25 protein-coding genes are annotated in these 23,689 nt (G+C 61.6%); 14 read left to right on the plus strand and 11 right to left on the minus strand.

Annotation, left to right across the window (positions count from 1 at the left end; genetic code table 11):
* Positions 1 to 5: 5 nt before the first annotated feature.
* Positions 6 to 650, minus strand: a complete 645-nt coding sequence (gene nadD, locus BFP99_RS02335) for a nicotinate-nucleotide adenylyltransferase (protein WP_065910068.1) — start codon at positions 648 to 650, stop codon at positions 6 to 8.
* Positions 650 to 1,915 (minus strand): glutamate-5-semialdehyde dehydrogenase, encoded by a 1,266-nt coding sequence (locus BFP99_RS02340; protein ID WP_065924879.1) that lies wholly within the window; start codon positions 1,913 to 1,915, stop codon positions 650 to 652. The genes nadD and BFP99_RS02340 overlap by 1 nt, the downstream gene beginning before the upstream one ends.
* Before the next feature lie 175 nt (positions 1,916 to 2,090).
* Here BFP99_RS02340 and BFP99_RS02345 point away from each other — a divergent pair, with 175 nt between their 5' ends.
* Both BFP99_RS02345 and BFP99_RS02350 read left to right on the plus strand, forming a co-directional pair.
* Complete coding sequence (locus BFP99_RS02345; protein WP_065946574.1) at positions 2,091 to 2,774, plus strand: DNA-3-methyladenine glycosylase; 684 nt, start codon at positions 2,091 to 2,093, stop codon at positions 2,772 to 2,774.
* Between the two features lie 25 nt (positions 2,775 to 2,799).
* Positions 2,800 to 4,116: a bifunctional DedA family/phosphatase PAP2 family protein gene (locus BFP99_RS02350; protein ID WP_065924881.1), complete on the plus strand. Its 1,317-nt coding sequence runs from the start codon at positions 2,800 to 2,802 to the stop codon at positions 4,114 to 4,116.
* On the opposite strand, the gene BFP99_RS02355 is transcribed toward BFP99_RS02350, so the two are convergent.
* From BFP99_RS02355 to BFP99_RS02370, 4 genes are all read right to left on the minus strand, one after another.
* The gene (locus BFP99_RS02355; RefSeq protein ID WP_065924882.1) at positions 4,110 to 4,325 is read right to left on the minus strand and encodes a hypothetical protein; all 216 of its coding nucleotides are present in this window, start codon (positions 4,323 to 4,325) and stop codon (positions 4,110 to 4,112) included. The genes BFP99_RS02350 and BFP99_RS02355 overlap by 7 nt on opposite strands.
* A gap of 100 nt (positions 4,326 to 4,425) precedes the next feature.
* Positions 4,426 to 5,016: an LON peptidase substrate-binding domain-containing protein gene (locus tag BFP99_RS02360; protein ID WP_065924883.1), complete on the minus strand. Its 591-nt coding sequence runs from the start codon at positions 5,014 to 5,016 to the stop codon at positions 4,426 to 4,428.
* Positions 5,017 to 5,037: 21 nt separating this feature from the next.
* On the minus strand, positions 5,038 to 5,754 hold the full coding sequence (locus tag BFP99_RS02365) for an LrgB family protein (RefSeq protein WP_065924884.1): 717 nt from the start codon (positions 5,752 to 5,754) through the stop codon (positions 5,038 to 5,040).
* The gene (locus BFP99_RS02370; RefSeq protein WP_065924885.1) at positions 5,751 to 6,104 is read right to left on the minus strand and encodes a CidA/LrgA family protein; all 354 of its coding nucleotides are present in this window, start codon (positions 6,102 to 6,104) and stop codon (positions 5,751 to 5,753) included. Before BFP99_RS02370 ends, BFP99_RS02365 begins: the two co-directional genes overlap by 4 nt.
* A 164-nt stretch (positions 6,105 to 6,268) precedes the next feature.
* On the opposite strand from BFP99_RS02370, the gene BFP99_RS02375 reads away from it, so the two are divergent.
* From BFP99_RS02375 to BFP99_RS02385, 3 genes are all read left to right on the plus strand, one after another.
* Complete coding sequence (locus BFP99_RS02375; RefSeq protein ID WP_027605226.1) at positions 6,269 to 6,724, plus strand: MaoC family dehydratase; 456 nt, start codon at positions 6,269 to 6,271, stop codon at positions 6,722 to 6,724.
* Positions 6,725 to 6,829: 105 nt separating this feature from the next.
* Positions 6,830 to 8,548, plus strand: a complete 1,719-nt coding sequence (locus BFP99_RS02380) for a C13 family peptidase (protein ID WP_065946575.1) — start codon at positions 6,830 to 6,832, stop codon at positions 8,546 to 8,548.
* A gap of 29 nt (positions 8,549 to 8,577) precedes the next feature.
* Complete coding sequence (locus BFP99_RS02385; protein ID WP_027605224.1) at positions 8,578 to 9,219, plus strand: oxidoreductase; 642 nt, start codon at positions 8,578 to 8,580, stop codon at positions 9,217 to 9,219.
* Between the two features lie 73 nt (positions 9,220 to 9,292).
* Here the strand turns inward: BFP99_RS02385 and BFP99_RS02390 are convergent, their stop codons facing one another.
* From BFP99_RS02390 to BFP99_RS02405, 4 genes are all read right to left on the minus strand, one after another.
* A complete protein-coding gene (locus BFP99_RS02390) occupies positions 9,293 to 9,577 on the minus strand; it encodes a YceK/YidQ family lipoprotein (RefSeq protein ID WP_027605223.1) in 285 nt (94 codons plus the stop codon).
* Positions 9,570 to 10,199: a flavin prenyltransferase UbiX gene (gene ubiX / locus BFP99_RS02395; RefSeq protein ID WP_027605222.1), complete on the minus strand. Its 630-nt coding sequence runs from the start codon at positions 10,197 to 10,199 to the stop codon at positions 9,570 to 9,572. Before ubiX ends, BFP99_RS02390 begins: the two co-directional genes overlap by 8 nt.
* Positions 10,196 to 11,545, minus strand: coding sequence for a UDP-N-acetylmuramate:L-alanyl-gamma-D-glutamyl-meso-diaminopimelate ligase (gene mpl, locus BFP99_RS02400; RefSeq protein WP_065924887.1), 1,350 nt, complete (start codon positions 11,543 to 11,545; stop codon positions 10,196 to 10,198). Before mpl ends, ubiX begins: the two co-directional genes overlap by 4 nt.
* A 73-nt stretch (positions 11,546 to 11,618) precedes the next feature.
* A complete protein-coding gene (locus BFP99_RS02405; RefSeq protein ID WP_065946576.1) occupies positions 11,619 to 13,514 on the minus strand; it encodes a sigma-54-dependent Fis family transcriptional regulator in 1,896 nt (631 codons plus the stop codon).
* A gap of 272 nt (positions 13,515 to 13,786) precedes the next feature.
* Between BFP99_RS02405 and BFP99_RS02410 the strand changes: the two genes are divergently transcribed.
* The 9 genes from BFP99_RS02410 (at position 13,787) to BFP99_RS02450 (ending at position 23,120) form a co-directional block, all read left to right on the plus strand.
* Positions 13,787 to 15,307 (plus strand): acetaldehyde dehydrogenase ExaC, encoded by a 1,521-nt coding sequence (locus BFP99_RS02410; protein ID WP_027605219.1) that lies wholly within the window; start codon positions 13,787 to 13,789, stop codon positions 15,305 to 15,307.
* A gap of 143 nt (positions 15,308 to 15,450) precedes the next feature.
* The gene (gene eat, locus BFP99_RS02415; RefSeq protein ID WP_024077594.1) at positions 15,451 to 16,884 is read left to right on the plus strand and encodes an ethanolamine permease; all 1,434 of its coding nucleotides are present in this window, start codon (positions 15,451 to 15,453) and stop codon (positions 16,882 to 16,884) included.
* Between the two features lie 57 nt (positions 16,885 to 16,941).
* Complete coding sequence (locus tag BFP99_RS02420) at positions 16,942 to 18,336, plus strand: ethanolamine ammonia-lyase subunit EutB (RefSeq protein WP_065924889.1); 1,395 nt, start codon at positions 16,942 to 16,944, stop codon at positions 18,334 to 18,336.
* Positions 18,333 to 19,166: an ethanolamine ammonia-lyase subunit EutC gene (gene eutC, locus BFP99_RS02425; protein ID WP_065946577.1), complete on the plus strand. Its 834-nt coding sequence runs from the start codon at positions 18,333 to 18,335 to the stop codon at positions 19,164 to 19,166. The genes BFP99_RS02420 and eutC overlap by 4 nt, the downstream gene beginning before the upstream one ends.
* Positions 19,167 to 19,258: 92 nt before the next feature.
* A complete protein-coding gene (locus tag BFP99_RS02430) occupies positions 19,259 to 19,717 on the plus strand; it encodes a GNAT family N-acetyltransferase (protein ID WP_027605216.1) in 459 nt (152 codons plus the stop codon).
* Positions 19,718 to 20,017: 300 nt separating this feature from the next.
* Positions 20,018 to 20,674 (plus strand): DedA family protein, encoded by a 657-nt coding sequence (locus BFP99_RS02435; protein ID WP_027605215.1) that lies wholly within the window; start codon positions 20,018 to 20,020, stop codon positions 20,672 to 20,674.
* Positions 20,675 to 20,680: 6 nt separating this feature from the next.
* On the plus strand, positions 20,681 to 21,496 hold the full coding sequence (locus BFP99_RS02440; RefSeq protein WP_065946578.1) for a M90 family metallopeptidase: 816 nt from the start codon (positions 20,681 to 20,683) through the stop codon (positions 21,494 to 21,496).
* Positions 21,497 to 21,604: 108 nt separating this feature from the next.
* Positions 21,605 to 22,132, plus strand: coding sequence for an inorganic diphosphatase (gene ppa, locus BFP99_RS02445; RefSeq protein WP_065924892.1), 528 nt, complete (start codon positions 21,605 to 21,607; stop codon positions 22,130 to 22,132).
* Positions 22,133 to 22,346: 214 nt separating this feature from the next.
* Positions 22,347 to 23,120, plus strand: coding sequence for a LexA family transcriptional regulator (locus BFP99_RS02450; protein ID WP_065938378.1), 774 nt, complete (start codon positions 22,347 to 22,349; stop codon positions 23,118 to 23,120).
* 300 nt (positions 23,121 to 23,420) lie between these two features.
* Here BFP99_RS02450 and BFP99_RS02455 read toward each other — a convergent pair whose 3' ends face one another.
* Entirely contained in the window at positions 23,421 to 23,657 is a 237-nt protein-coding gene (locus BFP99_RS02455; protein WP_065946579.1) for a hypothetical protein, read from the minus strand.
* Positions 23,658 to 23,689 lie beyond the last annotated feature (32 nt).

Genomic DNA, 23,689 nt, shown 5'->3' on the forward strand with positions numbered 1-23,689 from the left:
CCTTTTCAGTTCGACGCACGGTAAAGCCCGTGCGCATCGATGTAGGCCAGGACCGCGTCAGGCACCAGGAAACGTACCGACTTCCCGCTGGCCAGCAGTTGACGGATCTGGGTGGCAGACACCGCGAGCGGGGTCTGCCAGACGAATGCAATATTCCCGTTCGGCCCGGTCAGGGCCAAGGGGTCACTTACCGACCGCGCGGCCAGCAGGTTGCGCAAGGCATCCGGCGGTTCGCTGTCGGCATCCGGGCGTTGCAAAACCAGGATGTGGCAGTGCTGGAGGAGTTCCTCCCAGCGATGCCAAGAGGGCAGGCCGCAAAATGCGTCCCAGCCCAAAAGCAGAAACAACTGGTCATCCGCGGCCAACTCGGCGCGCATCAGCTCCAGGGTGTCGACAGTGTAGGACGGTTTATCGCGCTTGAGCTCACGATCGTCCACCACCAGCGGCGGTATGCCTTCTACGGCCAGGCGCACCATTTCCAGGCGCTGCTGCGGCGACACCTGCGGGGTATCGCGATGGGGCGGCCGGAAATTAGGGATCAGGCGCAGCTCATCCAGCGCCAAGGCATCCGCGACTTCCAGGGCACTGCGCAAATGGCCGATGTGCACGGGGTCGAAGGTACCGCCGAGCAGCCCGATGCGTTTAGCCATCAAGTGCGCACGTGACCGTCGCCGAACACCACGTACTTCTCGCTGGTCAGGCCTTCCAGGCCAACCGGGCCGCGTGCGTGGAGCTTGTCGGTGGAGATGCCGATCTCCGCCCCCAGGCCGTACTCGAAGCCGTCGGCAAAGCGCGTCGAGGCGTTGATCATCACCGAAGCGGAGTCCACTTCGGTGAGGAAACGCCGGGCATCGCTGAAATGCTCGGAGACAATGGCGTCGGTGTGCTTGGAGCCGTACGTGTTGATGTGTTCGATGGCCTGGTCCAGGTCGTCGACGATGCGGATCGACAGGATCGGCGCCGTGTACTCGGTGTACCAGTCCTGCTCGGTGGCTTCGATCACGTCCGCGCCCAACAGCGCACGGGTGCGTTCGCAACCGCGCAGCTCCACGCCCTTGTCACGGTAGATGGCAGCCAGCGGCGGCAGCACGCGCTCGGCAATGCCGACGTGCACCAGCAGGGTTTCCATGGTGTTGCACGGCGCGTAGCGGTGGGTCTTGGCGTTGTCGGCGATGCGGATCGCCTTGTCGATGTCGGCGGCGATGTCGATATACACGTGGCACACGCCGTCCAGGTGCTTGATCACTGGCACCTTGGCATCGCGGCTGACGCGCTCGATCAGGCTCTTGCCACCGCGCGGCACGATCACGTCGATGAATTCCGGCATGGTGATCAGCGCGCCGACAGCGGCGCGGTCGGTGGTTTCCACCACTTGCACCACTTCGGCCGGCAACTCGGCCACGGCCAGGCCCTGCTGGATGCAGGCGGCGATGGCGCGGTTGGAATTGATCGCCTCGGAACCGCCACGCAGGATGGTGGCGTTGCCCGACTTGAGGCACAGGCTCGCGGCGTCGATGGTCACGTTCGGGCGCGACTCATAGATGATGCCGATCACGCCCAGGGGCACGCGCATCTTGCCGACCTGGATGCCGGACGGCAGGTAACGCATATCGCGAATTTCACCGATGGGGTCAGGCAGCTTGGCCACCTGACGCAACCCTTCGATCATGTCGTCGATACGTGTCGGCGTCAGCGCCAGGCGGTCCAGCAAGGCGGGCTCAAGGCCATTGGCGCGGCCGTTGGCCAGGTCCAGTTCGTTGGCGGCAGTCAGCTCGGAGCGCGAAGCGTCCAGAGCATCGGCGGCGGCCAGCAGGGCACGGTTCTTCTGCGCAGTGCTCGCACGGGCGATCAACCGCGAGGCCTGACGGGCAGCGCGACCCAGGCGGGTCATGTAGTCAAGAACGGACTCAGTCATGGTCAGGGAGTCTTGGCAAAGAGGAAAGCGGCAGATTATAGCTGTGACGCCGCCCGACTGACAGCGGTGAGGGGCGGATGGTCGAAATGAACTGTAAAAACCTGGGGTTCAGCCGTAATTAAGGTGGGAGTTGTTATTATTCCGTCACATTTAGCCGTATTAACCCCAGACCACCATGCCCAGTTCTTCACCCCAACTCCCCGCCAGCGCGCTGCCCGACAGCTTCTTCGACCGTGACGCGCAAATACTTGCGCGGGATTTGCTTGGAAAAGTCATCCGCCATCGCGTCGGCGATAGCTGGCTTTCGGCGCGAATTATTGAAACCGAAGCCTATTACGTGGCCGAAAAAGGCAGCCACGCCTCACTCGGGTACACAGAAAAGCGTAAGGCTTTGTTTCTGGATGGCGGACATATCTATATGTACTACGCCCGTGGCGGCGATTCGCTGAACTTCAGCGCGCAGGGGCCGGGCAATGCCGTGCTGATCAAATCAGCCTATCCCTGGGTCGATGAAACCTCCGGGCCCGCCAGCCTGGCGCAGATGCTGCTGAACAACCCGAATGCCGACGGCAGCCCGCGCGCGTCGCAAAAGCTGTGTGCCGGCCAGACGTTGCTGTGCAAGGCGCTGGGCCTGAAGGTGCCGATGTGGGATGCCAAGCGCTTTGATCAAGAATTGCTCTTTGTCGAAGACGTCGGCCAGACACCGATACAGATCATCCAGACCACCCGCCTGGGCATCCCCAGCGGCCGTGACGAGCACTTGATGTACCGCTTCGTCGATGCCGGCTATGCGCCCTACTGCACGCGGAACCCGCTGCGCCGGGGCCAGGTCGAAGGCCGCGACTATTTCCTGATTTGAATCTGTGGCGATGGAGTAACGATTTATGGGCCAATGGCTCGATGGCATTACCGGCTGGCTGACCCTCAACCCGCAATGGCTGGCGGCGGCGGTGTTTATCGTCGCGTGCGTGGAATGCCTGGCCATTGCCGGGCTGATCGTGCCAGGCACGGTGCTGCTGTTTGCCATTGCGGCACTGGCTGGCAGCGGCGCCTTGTCCCTGAGTGAGACCCTGCTGATGGGGTTCCTGGGAGGCTTGCTGGGCGACGGAATTTCCTACTTCCTCGGCCGACACTTCCATCAGAATATCCGCCGCCTGCCCGGCCTGCGCCACCATCCGGAATGGATGAATGGCGCGGAAACCTACTTCCACAAATACGGCATCGCCAGTCTGCTGGTGGGACGTTTCATCGGGCCATTGCGGCCGATGCTGCCGATGGTGGCCGGAATGTGCGACATGCCGTTCCCGCGTTTCGCCCTGGTCAGCCTTCTGGCGGCAGCCGGTTGGTCGTTGGCCTACCTGCTGCCGGGCTGGGCCACCGGCGCCGCGTTCCGCCTGCCATTGCCGGAGGGGTTCTGGCCTGAGGCGGGGGTTGTCACAGCGTGCCTGGCGGTCGTGCTGGGACTGAGCCTGAACACCAGCCTGCGTGGCCATCGTCGCGCGACCCTCTGGATAGGGTGCGCCAGCCTGGCGTTGTTGATCGCCCTGTTTATCGGCTATCCGCACCTGGATGACTTTGACCAGGGCCTGAGCGCGCTGGTACAGGAACATCGCAGCCCCTGGCTGGACCACACCATGGTGATGGTGACCCAACTGGGTGAGTTCAAGAAGATGTTCTTCGCCAGCGCCGTATTCACCGCGCTGCTGCTACTGGCGCGGCAATGGCGTCATGCCGTGTTTGTCGGTGCAACACTGGCCGGGGCGGCGGTGATCAATACCGGGACCAAACTGTTTTTCGCCCGTGGCCGCCCGGAAATCCTCACCGACCCATTGACCAGCTTCAGCATGCCCAGCGGCCACGCCTCCGGTGCGTTTGCGTTTTTCCTGGCGTTGTCGGTGCTGGCCGGTCGCGGACAACCCACGCGCCTGCGCCTGACCTGGATGTTGCTGGGCTGTATTCCTGCGGCCTTCATCGCGCTGTCACGGGTCTACCTTGGCGCCCATTGGCCCACCGACATCCTGGCTGGCACGCTGCTGGCAATGACCGTGTGTGCATTCAGCCTCACCGTCTGCCAGTACCGCAGCCCTTTGCCGCCGATGCCGCAGAAGGCTTGGTGGCTGGTATTACCCGCTGTGGTGGCGGTGCTCGGCTTCATTGCCTTTACCGGCACCCCACACGCGCTGCTCAGGTATGCCTACTGACCCTGGGTCGGGCCGAGCCAATGGATTGGCGCGGCGCGGCGTTCAACACAACGCTCACGTCGCTCCAGCATCATCTCATCGGCGATTTCCGCGGCGCGTTCAGCGATGTATTCCGGGCCCCGCTTGGCATCCGCCGGCAGCAGCTGCACGGCAATACTGACAAAAAAAACGTCCCAGGCAGCCTGTTCCGATGGCGCTAGCCGAATCATGTTCACCCCCAATCATTGTTGTGTGATCGGTGACTATTTCAGGCGACGCGCAGGGAACAACGAGGAAACCTCTGAAAACCGCGCAGGACAGATCCGAGGCTCAGGCAAACAACTCACCCTGAAGCTCATCGAGCAGCATCTGGATCGCATCCAGCCGCTGCTGCGGGTCGTCGAGTTGCAGCAGGTCGATCTTGTCGGCCTCAGTGAACGGCAAGAGATAAGCCAGTTGATTGCCCAAGGCTCGCTGGCCATCGGCGTGAGTGTCCATGTCCAGCGACGCGACCATCGGGTGTTCGGCCAGGGCCTGGAGCAAGGCCAGCAGGTCGGCATCCTCTTCTTCCAGCGCCTGGTCCGGCAGTTCTTCCAGCCATTGCACCTCGGCCACCAGCAACTGGTCCTTCTGCACACCGGCGTCTCGCACGCGGAAGCGCCGCCCGCCTTCGACGCGAATCCCCAGCAGGCCGTTGTCCTGCTGCTTGAAGTCGCGAATCAACGCTTCACAGCCGATCAAGGCATAGCCATCCGGAGCCATGCCCACCTCCTTGCCATCGAGGATGCACACCACGCCGAAGCTTTCGCCCTTTTTCATGCAGCGGCTGATCATGTCCAGGTAGCGCGCCTCGAACAGTTGCAGGTCGAGGATGCAGCCAGGGAACAGCACGGTATTGAGGGGGAACAGCGCCAGACTCATAAAGGCTTCCTTAAACCCGGTTTAAACAATCACTGACACGGCCAGCGGCAGGAATACCGCTGTGGCTACGCCCATCAGACTCATGGCCAGCGCCGCAAAGGCGCCACACTCTTCGCTTTCCTGCAGGGCCACCGAGGTGCCGACGGCGTGGGCGGTCATGCCCAGCGCCATGCCGCGCGCCTCGGGGCTGTGCACCCCAAGACGCGAGAGTAACGCCGGGCCAACCATCGCGCCCACCACCCCGGTAATCAGCACAAACACCGCCGCCAACGCCGCCACGCCGCCGATCTGCTCGGCCACCAGCATGGCAATCGGCGATGTCACCGACTTCGGCGCCATGGTCATCAACATCCTGTGTTCAGCGCCGAACCACCAGCCCAGCAGCACGCACAGGCTGGTGGCCAACACGCCGCCTATCACCAGCGTAGTAAAAATCGGCCAGAACAATTGCCGAATCCGCCGCAGGTTCAGATAGAGCGGCACCGCCAGGGCCACCGTCGCCGGGCCCAGCAGGATCCCCATGATCTCCGTGCTCTTGCGGTACTCGGCATAGCTCAGGCCGCACGTGAGCAACACGCCGATCACCAGCAGCATGGAGACCAGCACCGGCTGCAGGAAAATCCAGCGGGTTTTCTCGAAACCCGCCAGCACCAGCTGATAGGCGCCCAGGGTGATCCCGATACCGAACAGCGGGTGATGAATCACCGCCGTCCATGCGCCGTGCCAGTCGAAGATCATTGATCCTGCTCCTTGCGCTTGACCATGCGTTCCATCAACAGCCCGACAAAGCCCATGGCGATCACCAGCGACAACACCAGTGCACCGACGATAGCCCAGAAATCGGCGGCAATATCCCTGGCATACACCATCACCCCCACCGCCGGCGGCACCAGCAGCAACGGCAAGTAGCGCAGCAGGCTGCTGGCCGCCAGGCTCAGGGGCTCGCCGACTTCGCCACGCCAGATCAGGAACCCGAGCATCAACAGCAGGCCGATGATCGGCCCCGGCAGTACCGGCACCAGCAAATGATTGATCGCCGTGCCGATCAATTGAAACAGCACCAGCCATGTCAGACCGCGTAACAGCATCCGTTTTTTCCCCCTCAAGACCCGCCCGCATTATAAGCATGCCCGCCCTATGCTCCGGCATTCGCCAAAAGCATGGTGGGTTGACCGGGCTGGTTGGCCATGATGATCTACATTGGTTCTCTGTAACCCATAACAACAGCACCGATGAACCAAGGAGAGACGCAATGCCCTATGTACCCGTAGCGCAGCTCAAAGATTATGTCGGCAAGGAACTGGGACGTTCCGAATGGCTCACCATCGACCAGGCACGTATCAACCTGTTCGCCGAGGCCACTGGCGATCATCAGTTCATCCACGTCGATCCGGTCAAGGCCGCACAAACCCCGTTCGGCAGCACCATCGCCCACGGCTTCCTGTCGCTGTCGCTGATGCCCAAGCTGATGGAAGACATCCTGATCGTGCCCGAAGGCCTGAAGATGGCCGTCAACTATGGCCTGGACAGCGTGCGCTTTATCCAGCCGGTGAAAGTCAATTCCAAGGTGCGCCTGAACGTGACCCTCACCGACGTCACCGAGAAAAAGCCCGGCCAATGGCTGCTCAAGGCCACCGCCACCCTGGAAATCGATGGCCAGGAAAAACCCGCTTACGTCGCCGAGTCGTTGTCGCTGTACTTCGTGTAAGCCCATTCCTGTGGCGAGCCACTGAAACTCGCCACAGGGTATGTAAATTTATGTATGAATCTCGCAGCTGCGGCATACTCGGCGCTCAATTATCCGGATCCCGCTATGCGCCCACTCGCTCCCCTTGCCCTTGCCCTGTTGCTCACCGCTTGCGGAGACGGCGAATCGCTGTTGCCGCCCGATGCGCGCCTGCCCGATGGCGGCCGTTACCGGGGCGATGTGGTCAATGGTCTGCTGCAAGGCCAGGGCCGCGTGGATTATCCCAACGGCAGCTGGTACGCCGGGCAGTTCGACAAAGGCCAGTGGCACGGCCAGGGCGAATGGCATGGCAGCAACGGCGAAGTCTATAAAGGCCAGTTCCAGCAAGGCCTGTTCGATGGACAGGGCAGCCTCACCACGGCCGGCAGCCACTATGTGGGCGGGTTCAAGAACGGTCGGCGCAACGGCGAAGGCACCCTCAAAGAAGGGCAGATGACCTATCGCGGCGAATTCAAGGACGACCAGTATTCCGGCCTTGGCCGCCTGGAACTGGCCGACGGCAGCCAGTATCAGGGCCAGTTCGCCCACGGCAAGCCGAACGGCGAAGGCCAGCGCAATGACGACAGCGGCAACCAGTTCAGCGGCCACTTCGTCGACGGCCAGCTGGAGGGCAACGGTACGTTCAACAGCGCCGACGGCGACATCTATGTCGGCCAGTTCAAGCAGAACCAGCTCAACGGCAAGGGCCGCTATGAAAACGCCGATGGCGACGTGTGGATCGGCCAGTTCAAGGAAGGCGCACTCAGCGGCAAGGGCGAACTGATCGGCGTGGATGGCAGCCACTACGTCGGCCAGTTCAGCGACTGGCGCTTTACCGGCGAAGGCCGCCTGAACCTGACCGACGGCAGCTTCTATATCGGCGGCTTTGACAGCGACAACTATCAAGGCCGCGGCACCCTGGTACTCACCGACGGCACCGTGCAGGCCGGTACCTGGGTCAACGGCATGCGCGTGCGTGATGCTGACGGCGCATTGTTGCCCGACCCACTGGAGATCGGCGTACTGGCCCAGGGCCATTTGCTCGATGCCGCCCTCGCTGCCGTGCCTGCGTCCACCCCCGCAGTGGAGCTGTACACCCTGGCCGTGGCCGGCGACGGCAAACAAAGCGTGTTCCTGCGCGAAGCCGATTACGTCAGCAATATGCTCACCACTCGCTTCGGCGCACGGGGGCAGATCCGCCTGGTCAACCACCGCGACCATATCGCTGACCGACCACTGGCCACCCGCGAAAGCCTGCGCCGGGCCGTGCAAACCCTGGCCGAGCGCACCGGACCGGAAGACCTGGTGTTTATCTACATGACCAGCCACGGCACCCACGAACACGAACTGGTGCTGGACCAACCGCGCATGGAACTGGCCGACCTGCCCGCCGATGAACTGGCCGCCGTGCTCGCGCCGCTGAAAAACCGCGACAAGATCGTGGTGATTTCAGCCTGCTACTCCGGTGGATTCATCCCGACGCTCAAAGACGAACGCACCCTGATCATGACCGCCTCACGCGCCGACCGCGTGTCCTTCGGCTGTTCCGAAGAGGCCGACTTCACCTACTTCGGCGATGCCCTCTTCGCCCAAGCCTTCAACCAGACCGACGATCTGCAGCAAGCCTTCAAGCTGGCGCAGCTGCATGTGAGCGAACGCGAACAGGCAGACAACTTCGAAGCGTCCGAACCGCAGATCTGGGCCCCCAAAGGCGTGATCGCCCACTGGCAATTATTACGCAAGCAGCAGGCACGAAAGGCGCTGGAAAGCGTCTCAATGAATAGCAAGGAAGCCAAAGGCAACTAAGCTGTAACGTGTAACAAGGGGGAAACACCATGTACCTGACACCTCAGCATATCCTGCTCGCTGGCGCCTCTGGCCTGACCGGCGAACACCTGCTCGACCGCCTGCTCAACGAACCTACCGTGACCCGTGTGCTGGCACCCAGCCGCAAGCCGCTGGCCGAGCATCCGCACCTGGAAAACCCGGTGGGCGACCCGGCGGTGTTCCTGCCGCAACTGAGCGGCCAGGTAGATATTGCCTTCTGCTGCCTGGGTACCACCATCAAGAAAGCCGGTTCGGAAGAAGCTTTTCGTGCCGTCGACCTGGATATGGTCGTAGCCTTTGCCAAGCGCGCGCGGGAGATGGGCGCGCGGCACCTGATCGTGATCAGCGCGATTGGCGCCGACCCGAAATCCTCGGTGTTCTACAACCGGGTCAAAGGGGAAATGGAACAGGCACTCAAGGCCCAGGACTGGCCGCAACTGACCATCGTGCGGCCTTCGTTGCTGCTGGGGGAACGGCTGGAGCCCCGTTTGGCCGAGCAACTGGCCGGGCCGCTGTCACGGTTGATTCCGGGGAAATACCACGGCATTGAAGTCTGCGAACTGGCCCGGGCCATGTGGCGCCTGGCGCTGGAAGAGCAGGACGGGGTGCGGGTGGTGGAGTCGGATGAACTGCGCAAGCTCGGTAAATAAAGCCGAACACAAAGCAGAATGTGGGAGGGGCTTGCCCACCCACATTGGTTTTGTGGTGCTTTTAAAATCCAGGCTAGAGCCCGCCCGTGGCGTTAAATCCCACACCGAGCACCGTCAACACTGACAGCGGCAATAAAAGCGTGTCGAGCAACGCGCTGGCCGGCAGGTCGACACCGGGGTAGCTGGGCGCCTCGGCACCGAACCGGTCCTTGGCGCAGCAACCTCCGTTCATTGCATACAAATCCAATCGCGTGCCGGCATACACCACCGGCGCGCCGGGCTGCGCGGCGTCCAGGGTACGCGCGGTGGCGCAGCCGGCCAATTGCAGCGCCAGTATCACCAACAGCGCCTTATTCATCGCTGCTCAAATGGTGTTCGCCCCAACGCGGCAGCATGTCCTGGGGGATATTCAACAGGTTGAGAATGCGCGCCACCACGAAATCCACCAGGTCATCGATGGTCTGCGGCTGGTGATAGAAGCCGGGCGACGCCGGCAGGATGGTCACCCCCAGGTTCGACAGCTTGAGCATGTGCTCCAGATGAATGCTCGAGTACGGCGCCTCACGCGGCACCAGGATCAACTGGCGGCGCTCCTTCAACGTCACGTCGGCGGCGCGCTCGATCAGGTTATTGCAAGCGCCGGTGGCAATCGCCGACAACGTTCCCGTGGAGCACGGCACCACGACCATTGCCGCCGGCGCACCGGAGCCCGAAGCCACCGGCGACATCCAGTCTTCCTTGCCGTAGACCTTGATCTGTCCCGCCGCCGCACCGGTGTACTCGGTGAGGAAGGCTTGCATCATCTGCACCTTGGCTGGCAGCGCGACATCAGTCTCGGTGGCCATCACCAACTGCGCGGCCTTGGAGATCAGAAAGTGCACCTCACGGTCTTCACGCACCAGGCAATCGAGCAGGCGCAAGCCATAGGGCGCGCCGGATGCGCCGGTCATCGCCAGGGTGACGCGCTCCGGGCCACTCATTTCAAGGCCTCGGCCAGTTTGCCGTGCAAGCCGCCGAAGCCGCCGTTGCTCATCACCACCACATGGGTGCCAGGCTTGGCCTGGTGCTTGACGAACGCAATGATGCCCTCGATGGAATCACAGACTTTCGACGGCACCGTGCATTGCGCCGCAATCGCCGGCAGGTCCCAGCCGAGATTGGCCGGGGCATACCACACCACCTGGTCGGCATCGTTAACGCTTTCCGGCAGGCCGTCGCGGTGTGCGCCGAGCTTCATGGAGTTTGAGCGCGGCTCGACAATCGCAATGATCGGGGCATCGCCAACACGTTTGCGCAGGCCGTCGAGGGTGGTGGCAATGGCCGTTGGGTGGTGGGCAAAGTCGTCGTAGATGGTAATCCCATTCACGTCGGCGACCTTTTCCATACGGCGCTTCACGCTCTTGAATGCGCTCAACGCAGCAATGCCCATGGACGGCACCACGCCCACATGCCGCGCGGCCGCCAAGGTGACCAAGGCATTGGCGACGTTGTGCTGGCCAGTCATGTCCCACTCGACGATGCCTTGGGCCTCGCCTTCAAACAGCACTTCAAACCGGGAACCGTCTTCACTGAGCAACTTGACCTGCCATTGCCCACCCGCACCGGTGGTTTGCACCGGGGTCCAGCAGCCCATCTGGATCACGCGCTGCAAGGCCGGCTCGGTGGTCGGGTGGATGACCAGGCCTTCGCTCGCAATGGTACGCACCAAATGGTGGAACTGCCGCTCGATCGCCGCCAGGTCGGGGAAGATGTCGGCGTGATCGAACTCAAGGTTGTTGAGGATCGCGGTGCGTGGACGGTAGTGGACGAACTTGGAGCGCTTGTCGAAGAACGCACTGTCGTACTCGTCGGCTTCGATCACGAAGAACGGCGTATCGCCCAGGCGCGCCGACACCGAGAAGTTCTGCGGCACGCCGCCGATCAGGAAGCCCGGGCTCATGCCCGCGTGTTCCAGCACCCAGGCGAGCATGCTGCTGGTGGTGGTCTTGCCGTGGGTGCCGGCAACGGCCAATACCCAGCGACCTTGCAGCACATGGTCGGCCAGCCATTGCGGGCCGGACACGTAAGGCAAGCCTTTGTTGAGGACGTATTCGACCGCCGGATTGCCCCGGGACATGGCATTGCCGATCACCACCAGGTCCGGCACCGGGTCGAATTGCGCCGGATCGTAACCCTGGGTCAGTTCAATGCCCTGGGCCTCGAGTTGCGTGCTCATGGGTGGGTAAACATTGGCATCGGAGCCCGTTACGTGATGGCCCAGTTCTTTGGCCAGAACCGCCATCGAACCCATGAAGGTGCCGCAGATACCAAGAATATGAATGTGCATAGTCGACCTCGTAAACATCGAGGCAGGTTAGCGCAGGGGGGCGAAAATCGCACTCTTTAGCTGTAGGACCGATCTATGGCGCAGCCCGTGCAATACCGTGCCGGCGCAGCTTTCTATACAGCGTGTTACGGCTGACACCCAGCTGCTCCGCCGTATGGGTCATGTGCCAGCGTTGTTGCTCCAGGGCCGTGAGCAGGGCGAGTCGCTCGGCGTCGCCCAGGGGCGACTCTGCAAGCCTGGCCTCGGCCACTGCTTGCGGCCGTGCCTGGCGAATCAACGCTGGCAAATCCTCAAGGCCGACCCGCCCGTCGTCACACAGCGCCGCCAGCGTTCGCAACACCGTGCGCAGTTGCCGAACGTTGCCCGGCCAGGGGTAGGACAGCAGCGCCGAACGCGCCGCCGGGTCGAGCCTTATGCTCTGGCCGCCCGCCTCCTGCGCCAGCAGGAAATCCAGCAACTGAGGCTTATCGCTGCGTTCACGCAACGCTGGCAAAACGACTTCCAGGCCGTTGAGGCGGTAATACAGGTCTTCCCGAAAACTTCCGTCCTGCACGCGCTCCAGCAAATTCCGGTGAGTCGCGCTGATAATTCTGACATCAACCGCCTGGGGCTCACCGCCGATGGGCACCACCATGCGGTCCTCCAGCACCCTTAACAGGCGCGTCTGCAGCGCCAACGGCATATCGCCGATTTCATCGAGGAACAGCGTACCGCCGTCGGCCTGTTGCAACTTGCCCTGCATGCCGTCCTTGCGCGCGCCGGTAAAGCTGCCGCCGCGATAGCCGAACAGTTCGCTTTCGATCAGGCTTTCCGGGATGGCGGCGCAGTTGAGGGCAACGAACGCCTTGTCGGCACGCTGGCTGGCGTGATGCACCGCCTTGGCGAAAGCCTCTTTGCCGGAGCCGGTTTCGCCGTTGATCAGCAAGGGCACATCGCGCTCGAATACCCGCAGCGCTTTACGGAAGTCAATCTGCAGCGCCGGGTCGCCCAGGCAGATACCGGCCAGGCGCACGGGTTCAGGCTTGGCGATGGGCGCAGGTACACTGCGCGATTGACCACGCAAGGCCGCGAACAAGTGCCGACCATCCCGCGTGCGCAATGGCCAACTGGCGGTGGCATTGGCACTGGCGCGACCGAGCAGTTGGTCCAGGGAACACTCGAACAACGCCTCCACCGGTTGCCCCAGCAACCCACCACGCACCTGCCCCAGCAGGTTGAGTGCGCTCTGGTTGACGGCACATATCCGCCCTTCGCCGTCAAACGCCAACAACCCTTCGCTGAACAGGCCCACCGACTCGGCCTGCAGGTGAAAGCGCAGCAGCCAATGGTTTTCGAAGTGACGCAGGAAGTAGCAACTCTCGATCATCTTCGCCGACAGGTTAACCAGCGCCATGGTGTGGAACTGGCTCTGCCGCGACACCTCCTCCCGGGCCGACGACACGTCCAGCACCGCCAACAGGTCGCCGTGGGGGTCGAACACCGGGCTCGCCGAACAGGTCAGCCCGGTGTGGCGCCCACGAAAATGTTCATCGCGATGAATGGTCAACGACTGGCGCTCCACCAGGCAGGTGCCGATGCCATTGGTGCCCTCGCACGCTTCGCTCCAATCGGCACCGAGCCACAGCCCGGCGCGTTCGAAAATCTTGCGCTCGGACGGTGCTGTGACACAGTTGAGGATCACCCCACGGGCATCGGTCAGCAGCACCGCGTGGCCAGCGCCCGACAGCTGCTGGTGCAGGCTGTTCATCTCGCTGCCGGCGATATGCAGCACCTGTTGCAGGCGCTCGCGGCTTTCCAGCAGGCGGCCGTGCTCAAGCACCGTAGGGGCGATGGTCTGGGCAGGATCGAGGTGGTAGTCCTCCAGGCAGCGCAGCCAGGAGCGGGCGATAGACGGGTCGCTCGACGGGTCGCGCCCACGCGCCACAGTAAGGACTTGCTGGGCATGGCGACTGAAATGATCGTTGTGCATGTTCTTATTATTCTCCCTGCGTGAGAGCCACCAGCATCCCCCAGGCACCCAGCCAATGCAATCCCGGACCGACTCGCCGGTCACGGCCTGTACCGTTTATGGCACAAACTGTCACAGCGCCTGTACCACCCGTGTCACAGCAACGCCTTGCAACAAACCCCAAGCCCTTGATTTTCCTGGCCTGCAAAGCAGTGGCCCAACCTTTGCTCTACGCTTTATCAAGCGCTTGCGCGCTGCACTCCAATAAACATAAAAGCCAGGAGATACCCACCATGCGTTACGCACACCCCGGTACTGAAGGCGCGATCGTTTCGTTCAAGGCCAAGTACGGCAACTACATTGGTGGCGAATTCGTTGCCCCGGTCGATGGCAACTATTTCACCAACACCTCGCCGGTCAACGGCAAGCCTATCGCCGAATTCCCGCGCTCCACTGCCAAAGACATCGACAAGGCGCTGGACGCCGCCCACGCTGCCGCTGACGCCTGGGGCAAGACCTCGGCCCAGGACCGCTCGCTGGTGCTGCTGAAAATCGCCGACCGCATCGAACAGAACCTCGAACTGCTGGCCATCACCGAAACCTGGGACAACGGCAAGGCGGTGCGTGAAACCCTCAACGCCGACATCCCGCTGGCCGCCGACCACTTCCGCTACTTCGCCGGTTGCATCCGCGCCCAGGAAGGCACCAGCGCCGAGATCAACGAACACACCGCGTCCTATCACTTCCACGAGCCGCTGGGCGTGGTCGGCCAGATCATCCCGTGGAACTTCCCGCTGCTGATGGCCGCGTGGAAACTCGCCCCGGCCCTGGCCGCCGGCAACTGCGTGGTGCTCAAGCCTGCCGAGCAAACACCGCTGGGCATCAACGTGCTGCTGGAAGTCATCGGCGACCTGCTGCCACCGGGCGTGCTGAACGTGGTGCACGGCTTCGGCAAGGAGGCCGGCGAAGCCCTGGCCACCAGCAAGCGCATCGCCAAGATCGCCTTCACCGGCTCCACCCCGGTGGGCTCGCACATCATGCATGCGGCGGCCGAGAACATCATTCCGTCCACCGTCGAGCTGGGCGGCAAGTCGCCGAACATCTTCTTCGCCGACATCATGAAAGCCGAACCGTCGTTCATCGAGAAAGCCGCCGAAGGCCTGGTGCTGGCGTTCTTCAACCAGGGCGAAGTGTGCACCTGCCCATCCCGCGCGCTGGTGGAAGAGTCGATCTACGACGACTTCATGAAAGTGGTGATGAAGAAGGTCGAGCAGATCAAGCGCGGCGACCCGCTGGACACCGACACCATGGTCGGCGCCCAGGCGTCCGAGCAGCAGTTCGACAAGATCCTGTCCTACCTGGAAATTGCCAAGGGCGAAGGCGCGCAATTGCTCACCGGCGGCAAGGTCGAGCAGCTCACCGGCGATATGGCCGGCGGCTATTACATCCAGCCGACCCTGCTCAAGGGCACCAATGAAATGCGCGTGTTCCAGGAAGAAATCTTCGGCCCGGTAGTGAGCATCACCACCTTCAAGGACGAAGCCGAAGCCCTGGCGATTGCCAACGACACCGAGTTCGGCCTGGGCGCCGGTGTGTGGACCCGCGACATCAACCGCGCCTACCGCATGGGCCGCGCGATCAAGGCGGGCCGCGTGTGGACCAACTGCTACCACCTGTACCCGGCGCATGCCGCGTTTGGCGGTTACAAGAAGTCCGGCGTGGGCCGTGAGACCCACAAGATGATGTTGGATCACTACCAGCAGACCAAGAACCTGCTGGTGAGCTACGACATTAATCCGTTGGGCTTCTTCTAACTAACCCCTCCCACAGTTGAAATGCACTCAAATGTGGGAGGGGCTTGCCCTCTCCCACACTTAGCTCTCCACAAGTACTTGCCAATTGCATTCGGCACACAGAGGCCGAGTTAAAAAACAATAACAATGAAAGGTACTTTCCCATGCCTAGCGAACCGACTGGATCTTCTGTCGACTTCGAAAAAGTCGACTCCCAATACTTCCAACAACGCGAACTGAAAAAAGGCGCCGCCGGCTGGGTCCTGCTGGTTGGTCTTGGCGTTGCCTACGTCATCTCCGGCGACTACGCCGGCTGGAACTTCGGCCTGGCCCAGGGTGGCTGGGGCGGGATGTTCCTCGCCACATTGCTGATGGCCACCATGTACCTGTGCATGTGCTTTTCCCTGGCCGAACTGTCTTCCATGATCCCCACCGCCGGCGGTGGCTACGGTTTTGCCCGCAGTGCCTTCGGGCCCTGGGGCGGGTTCCTGACGGGCACCGCCATCCTGATCGAATACGCCATCGCCCCCGCCGCCATCGCGGTGTTTATCGGCGCCTATTGCGAGTCGCTGTTCGGCATCGGCGGCTGGATGATTTACCTGGCGTTCTACATCATCTTTATCGGCATCCATATCTTTGGCGTCGGCGAAGCCTTGAAGCTGATGTTCGTGATCACCGCCATCGCCGCGATTGCGCTGGGCGTGTTCCTGGTGTCGATGGTGCCGCACTTCAATGTCGCCAACCTGCTGGATATTCCGGTGACCGAGGCCAAGGGCGCCAGCACCTTCCTGCCATTCGGCTATGTCGGCGTGTGGGCGGCGATCCCCTATGCGATCTGGTTTTTCCTCGCCGTAGAGGGCGTGCCCCTGGCCGCCGAAGAAACCAAGAACCCCAAGCGCGACCTGCCCCGGGGCCTGATCGGCGCCATTGTGGTGCTGACCAGCTTTGCCCTGTTGATCCTGGTGATCGCACCGGGCGGCGCGGGCACCTACGCACTGGTCAAATCCGGTAACCCGCTGGTGGAAGCGCTGGCGCTGTCCTATGGCGGTTCGACCTGGATGGGCAGCTTCGTCAACCTGGTCGGTCTGGCAGGCTTGATCGCGAGCTTTTTCTCGATTATCTACGCCTATTCGCGGCAGATCTTTGCCTTGTCCCGTGCCGGCTACCTGCCGCGCAAACTGTCCCAGACCAACAAGAGCAAGGCCCCGGTACTGGCCCTGGTGATCCCCGGGATTATCGGCTTCGGCCTGTCGCTGACCGGCCAGGGGGATCTGTTGATCCTGGTGGCGGTGTTTGGCGCGACCATTTCCTACGTGCTGATGATGGCCGCGCACATCACCCTGCGTATCCGTCGCCCCAAAATGGACCGTCCTTATCGCACGCCGGGCGGCATCTTCACGTCCGGTGTCGCCTTGGTACTGGCCTGCGTGGCCGTCGTTGCGGGCTTTCTGGTGGATCCACGGGTGGTGATTGGCGCCGCGATCATCTATGGAGTATTAATTGCTTACTTTGCTTTCTACAGCCGGCATCACTTGGTAGCAGGCACGCCCGAAGAAGAATTCGCCGCGATCCAGGCCGCAGAGGCCGCCTTGCACTAACTGCCGTAAACCTCGACGCGGGTTCCTCTCCTGCCCGCGTCGTCAAGGAGACACTGTATGGCAAGCTTTTCCCACGCGGTCGGTGCACAGACCTACCGCTTCGACAGCCTCAAGGACGTGATGGCCAAGGCCAGTCCCGCGCGTTCCGGGGACTTTCTGGCCGGCGTCGCCGCGCAGAACGACGGTGAGCGGGTGGCGGCGCAAATGGCGCTGGCAAATATCCCGCTGAAACACTTCCTCGAAGAAGCGCTGATCCCCTATGAAAGCGATGAAGTCACGCGGCTGATCATCGACACCCACGACAAGCAGGCTTTCGCCGTGGTCAGCCACCTGACCGTCGGCGGCCTGCGCGACTGGCTGCTCAGCGACGCCGCCGATGAACAATCCCTACGCGCATTGGCACCGGGGCTGACACCGGAAATGGCAGCGGCGGTGTCGAAGATCATGCGCGTGCAGGACCTGGTACTGGTGGCGCAGAAGATCCGTGTGGTCACCCGGTTTCGCGGCACCATGGGCCTGCGCGGACGCCTGTCGACCCGCCTGCAACCCAACCACCCGACCGACGAGCCGGCGGGTATCGCCGCGAGCATTCTCGACGGCCTGCTCTACGGCAACGGCGACGCCATGATCGGCATCAACCCGGCCACCGACAGCATCGCCTCGATCTGCGCCATGCTGGAGATGCTCGACGCAATCATCCAGCGCTACGAAATCCCCACCCAGGCCTGTGTGCTGACCCACGTCACCACTTCCATCGAAGCCATCAACCGCGGCGTGCCGCTGGACCTGGTGTTCCAGTCGATTGCCGGCACCGAGGCGGCCAATGCCAGTTTCGGCATCAGCCTGAGCGTGCTGCAGGAAGGTTACGAGGCGGGCTTGAGCCTGAACCGGGGCACCTTGGGCCAGAACCTGATGTATTTCGAAACCGGCCAGGGCAGTGCCTTGTCGGCCAACGCGCATTTTGGCGTCGACCAGCAAACCTGCGAAACCCGCGCCTATGCGGTGGCCCGGCATTTCAAGCCGTTTCTGGTCAACACCGTGGTCGGTTTTATCGGCCCCGAGTACCTGTACAACGGCAAGCAGATCATCCGCGCCGGCCTTGAAGACCACTTCTGCGGCAAGCTGCTGGGCGTGCCCATGGGCTGCGACATCTGCTACACCAACCACGCCGAAGCCGACCAGGACGACATGGACACCCTGCTGACCCTGCTGGGCGTCGCCGGGATCAACTTCATCATGGGGATCCCCGGCTCCGACGACATCATGCTCAACTACCAGACCACCTCGTTCCACGACGCTTTGTACGCTCGCCAGACATTGGGTTTAAAACCGGCGCCGGAGTTTGAACAGTGGCTGGCCAAAATGGGCATCTTTACGCAAGCCGACGGCAAGGTGCGCTTCGGCAACAGCCTGCCACCGGCGTTTCGCCACGCCCTGGCGCAATTGGGATGAAGGAGCCGCCCGTGCAACTCGACCTGCCTGAAAACCCGTGGCTGGAACTGCGCCGCCTGACCCCGGCGCGAATTGCCCTGGGCCGCACCGGCACCAGCATTCCCACCAACGCCCAACTTGATTTCCAATTTGCCCACGCCCAGGCACGGGACGCGGTGCACCTGCCCTTCGACCATGCAGGCCTGAGCAGTCAGTTGGCCGAGCGTGGGCGCGATAGCCTGTTGCTGCACAGCGCGGCAACCGACCGGCACAGCTACCTGCAACGCCCGGATTTGGGGCGGCGCTTGAGTGACGAATCGGCCCAAAGCCTGCGGGATTACGCGGCTGAGCATCCGGGCGGCATGGACCTGGCGATCGTGGTGGCGGACGGTCTGTCGGCGCTGGCAGTACATAAACATACGTTGCCGTTTCTGACGCGCATGGAAGAGCAGACCCACGCTGAAGGGTGGTCCTTGTCGCCGGTGATCCTGGTGGAACAGGGCCGCGTGGCGGTCGCGGATGAAATCGGGCAACTGCTCGGCGCCAAGATGGTGGTGATCCTCATCGGCGAACGGCCGGGGCTCAGTTCGCCGGACAGTTTGGGGCTGTACTTCACCTACAACCCCAAGGTCGGCCTCACCGATGCCTATCGCAACTGCATCTCCAATGTGCGCTTGGAAGGCCTGAGCTATGGCATGGCGGCCCATCGCCTGCTGTACTTGATGCGAGAGGCGTGTCGCCGGCAGCTGTCGGGGGTCAACCTGAAGGACGAGGCGCAGGTTCAGACCCTTGAATCCGACGACCCGGACCTGATGAAGGGCAATTTCCTGCTCAGCCCACCCACCGACTGATCCCGGCACGATTGCGCTTTTTCGCGCCTTTAGGCAGCATCAAGTCACGGCCGCTCGTGTGGTCATACCCCATTTGGAAGTTGAGGCCTGGCATGCGGATTACTCAAGCGACCCTGGAACACCTGGACCTGTTGACCCCGTTGTTCGTCAAGTACCGCGAGTTCTACGGGGCCCTGCCCTTTCCGGATTCGTCACGGGCCTTCCTGGAAAAGCGCCTGCGCCGCAAGGAGTCGGTGATCTACCTGGCCCTAGCCGATGACGACGACAAACGCGTGCTCGGGTTTTGCCAGCTTTACCCGAGCTTTTCCTCGCTGTCGCTTAAACGCGTGTGGATCCTCAACGACATCTATGTGGCCGAAGACGCGCGCCGGCAACTGGTGGCGGATAACCTGATGCGCACGGCGAAGAAAATGGCCAAGGAAACCCACGCAGTGCGGCTGCGGGTATCGACCAGCAGTGATAACCAGGTGGCGCAGAAGACGTACGAGTCCATCGGGTTTCGTGAAGACACCGAGTTCAAGAACTACACCTTGCCGATCAGCGAAGACTGACGCCCTGACACCATGGACACCTTGTGGGAGGGGGCTACCCCGATGGCGGCTGTTCAGTCAGACTATTTATAACTGACCGAATGCTTTCGCGAGCAAACTCGCTCCCACAGTGCCTTTCTGGCGATCTGTGGACCCCCCCCCCGCGACATCCCCCGCTACAAAACCAACACGCTTTTCACCTCTCAATCCGTATAATGCGGACCTTTCAGGGTTGTAAGAAACACTACATACACGTGTAGCCTTATTACCCGAGCTTCCGCACAGGCCTGCCGAGTCGGGCCGTTCACACAGGTGCCATCCATGGATTTCAACCCGCTCGACCTTATCCTGCATCTCGACGTGTACCTCGACATGCTGGTAACCAATTATGGTCCGTGGATATACGCCATTCTGTTCCTGGTCATCTTTTGCGAAACCGGCCTGGTGGTCATGCCGTTCCTACCAGGTGATTCGTTGCTGTTTATCGCCGGCGCCGTGGCAGCAGGCGGTGGCATGGACCCGGTATTGCTGGGCGGGCTGCTGATGCTGGCGGCAATCCTCGGCGACAGTACCAATTATGTGATCGGGCGAACGGCGGGAGAACGCCTGTTCAGCAACCCGAACTCGAAAATCTTCCGCCGCGACTACCTGCAAAAGACCCACGATTTCTACGACAGGCACGGCGGCAAAACCGTGACCCTCGCGCGTTTCCTGCCGATCCTGCGCACCTTTGCGCCGTTCGTTGCCGGCATCGCGAAAATGCCCTATGCACGCTTCTTCGGTTTCAGCGTGCTGGGCACCATTCTCTGGGTCGGCGGCCTGGTGACCCTGGGCTACTTCTTCGGCAACGTGCCATTTATCAAGAAAAACCTTTCGCTGCTGGTGGTGTTCATCATCCTGCTGTCGCTGGTGCCGATGATCATTGGCGTGTTCCGCAGCCGCTTTGGTCGCACGTCTTCAGAAGCCAAATCGCAGTAACCCGGCATGTGGTCCCTCAGCGCCTGGCGGCGCCGACGCCTGCTGGCCAAGCACCCGATTGCCGATGACACCTGGCAGCGGGTGCGCCACCACCTGACCTTCCTCGACGGCATCAGTGCCGAGCAGGACCAGTGGCTGCGCGAAGCCTGCGTGGTGTTCCTCGCCGAAAAACACCTCACCGCCCTGCCCGGCGTCGAGCTGCACCAGGAACAACGCCTGCTGCTCGCCGCCCAGGCGCAACTGCCGCTGATGAACCTGGGCGACCTCGACTGGTACCAGGGTTTCCATGAAATCGTGCTGTACCCCGACGACTTCCTCAGCCCCCAGCGCCATCGCGACAGCAGCGGCATCGAACACGAGTGGGACGGCGAACACAGCGGCGAAGCCTGGCAGCAAGGCCCGGTGATTCTTGCCTGGCCCGGCGTACTGGCCAGCGGTCAGTGGGAAGGCTACAACCTGGTGATCCACGAACTGGCCCACAAACTCGACATGCTCAACGGCGACGCCAATGGCCTGCCGCCACTGCACCCCGACATGCGCGTGCAGGAGTGGGCCAGCGTGATGCAGGGTGCTTATGACGACCTCAATCGCCAGCTGGACGCCAACCCCGACGCCGAGACGGAGATAGACCCGTACGCGGCGGAAAACCCGGCGGAGTTCTTTGCGGTCACCAGCGAATATTTTTTCAGCGCCCCGGATTTACTCGTCAATAGTTATCCACAGGTGTACGCCCAACTCAGCCGCTTTTACCGCCAGGATCCCTTGGCCCGCCTGACCCAACTGCAAGCGCACGACCCGCGTTATCAGCCACAAGGCGAATGACCGTACGACGTCTGGCGCATGGCATCGCCGGCAGAATATGCCTATAATCGCCGCCACTTTTAGGCCAATCCGGCCATGTCATATGGCCAACTACGGGGGCAACGCCCAATGAGCTACAGCAAGATTCCGGCTGGCAAAGACCTGCCGAACGACATCTACGTCGCCATCGAGATTCCGGCCAACCACGCGCCGATCAAATACGAAATCGACAAAGACAGCGACTGCCTGTTCGTTGACCGTTTCATGGCCACCCCGATGTTCTACCCGGCCAACTACGGTTTTATCCCGAACACCCTGGCCGACGACGGTGACCCCCTCGACGTGCTGGTCGTAACCCCTTACCCGGTTACCCCAGGCTCGGTCATCCGCGCTCGCCCGGTCGGCATCCTGCACATGACCGACGACGGCGGTGGCGATGCCAAAGTGATCGCCGTGCCACACGACAAGCTGTCCCAGCTGTACGTGGACGTGAAGGAATACACCGACCTGCCGCCACTGCTGCTGGAACAGATCAAGCACTTCTTCGAGAACTACAAAGACCTCGAAAAAGGCAAATGGGTGAAGATCGACGGTTGGGGCAACGCAGACGCCGCCCGCGCCGAAATCATGAAGTCGGTCGCTGCCTACAAAGGCTGATACCGGCTACTCATTGCTTCGGCAATTGAAAAAGCCCCGATTACTTGGGGCTTTTTTTGTGGGAAAAATTAAACGACAAGTTCAACATCTTATAAACTTAGTTTAATCATCTGTGAATTCCGAAGTAATAAGCCACAACTAAGCAAAAACCTACAGGCCTAACTCAACGCATGGTTTATTTGATGTGTTTTCTCGGCCAGTAAACTCTGCGTTTATGAATACATCAGGTGATCGCTTAAAAGCGCTATTACGGGAAGTTCATCTTTCCGCCTCCGACTTCGCCAAGAACCGTGGTGTCACGCCTCAACACGTGAACAACTGGTTCAAACGCGGTGTACCCATGGGCCGACTCAACGAGATCGCAGAACTGCTGTGCATCTCCAGCCGTTGGCTACGCACCGGCGAAGGCCCCAAACACCCACCGGCCAACTTCCTGCTGGAAGGCCCCGGCACCAGGAAAGGACTCCTCACCCGCGAAGAAACTGGCAAATACCTCACAGGCCCCGCCTGCCGCCCGGAAAAAATCGACGTGGAGATCCCCCTCCACCCCACCTTCACCTCAACCGAACGCATCCGCGTTTCCCTGCACACCCTCGAAACCCTCAACGTCAACCCCGACCGCGCGCTGGGCGCCTACATGGTCGACAACAGCATGATCGACATCATCCAACAAGGCGCCACCCTCGCCATCGACAAAGGCCGCACCCAAATCATCGACGGTGAAATCTACGCGGTCGAACACGACGGAATGCTCCGCATCAAATACCTCTACAACCGCCCTGGAGGTGGGTTGCGCATGCGCAGCCACAATGCCGGTGAACATCCGGACGAATACCTGACCCACGAGCAACGGTTTGAGCAGAACTTCCAGATTGTGGGGTGGGTGTTCTGGTGGTCCACGTTGAATAACCGTAGGCCGCCGGTGCCGCTGGATGAGCATTTATTGGGCTGGGAAGGCTCTAAATCGGATCCGGAGGTGGGCAACTGAAGTGAATGTGGGTATCATGCGCCGCACATTTGGCAGGGGGTTGCGTTGCGCTATCCACCCTGCTCGGCGATGCGGAGGATTTCCCGCAGATGCCCCTACTATTCAGCCCGACGCAATGTGGGCTGAGCGATTTGAAGACTGCTGAGGTTTGTCAAAAACAAGCTGAGGCGGTCACAGAGAAGCCGGCCACAAGCCGGCTTTTTAATGCCTGATAAGTATCGCGACTCAATTGTCCAAAAGCTGTTGGACAATTGAGTAATCAAAAGCGGGTTGCTATACCCTGCCCTTCTCTCAGTCGCCTCACGCGGACTGCATACACTCCACAGCCCGATCCGCCACCATCTTCGCCATCTCCACCAAATGCATCACCGCTCTCTGCGGCGCACCCAATGGCTCACCGAGCACTCGCGACGTAGCCACCGCACACTGCAGCAACTCAGCCACACGCACCCAGGCATCCTCAAAGCTCAACTCTTCATTTACGACAAATGGATTGGTTGCACGCGAAGACTGTGAATCCGAAATAACGTTATCCATAGCAAAACCTCTAGCAGTAAGTGATTACCACC

Source organism: Pseudomonas sp. 1 R 17 (assembly GCF_900067035.1).
Lineage (GTDB): Bacteria > Pseudomonadota > Gammaproteobacteria > Pseudomonadales > Pseudomonadaceae > Aquipseudomonas > Aquipseudomonas marginalis.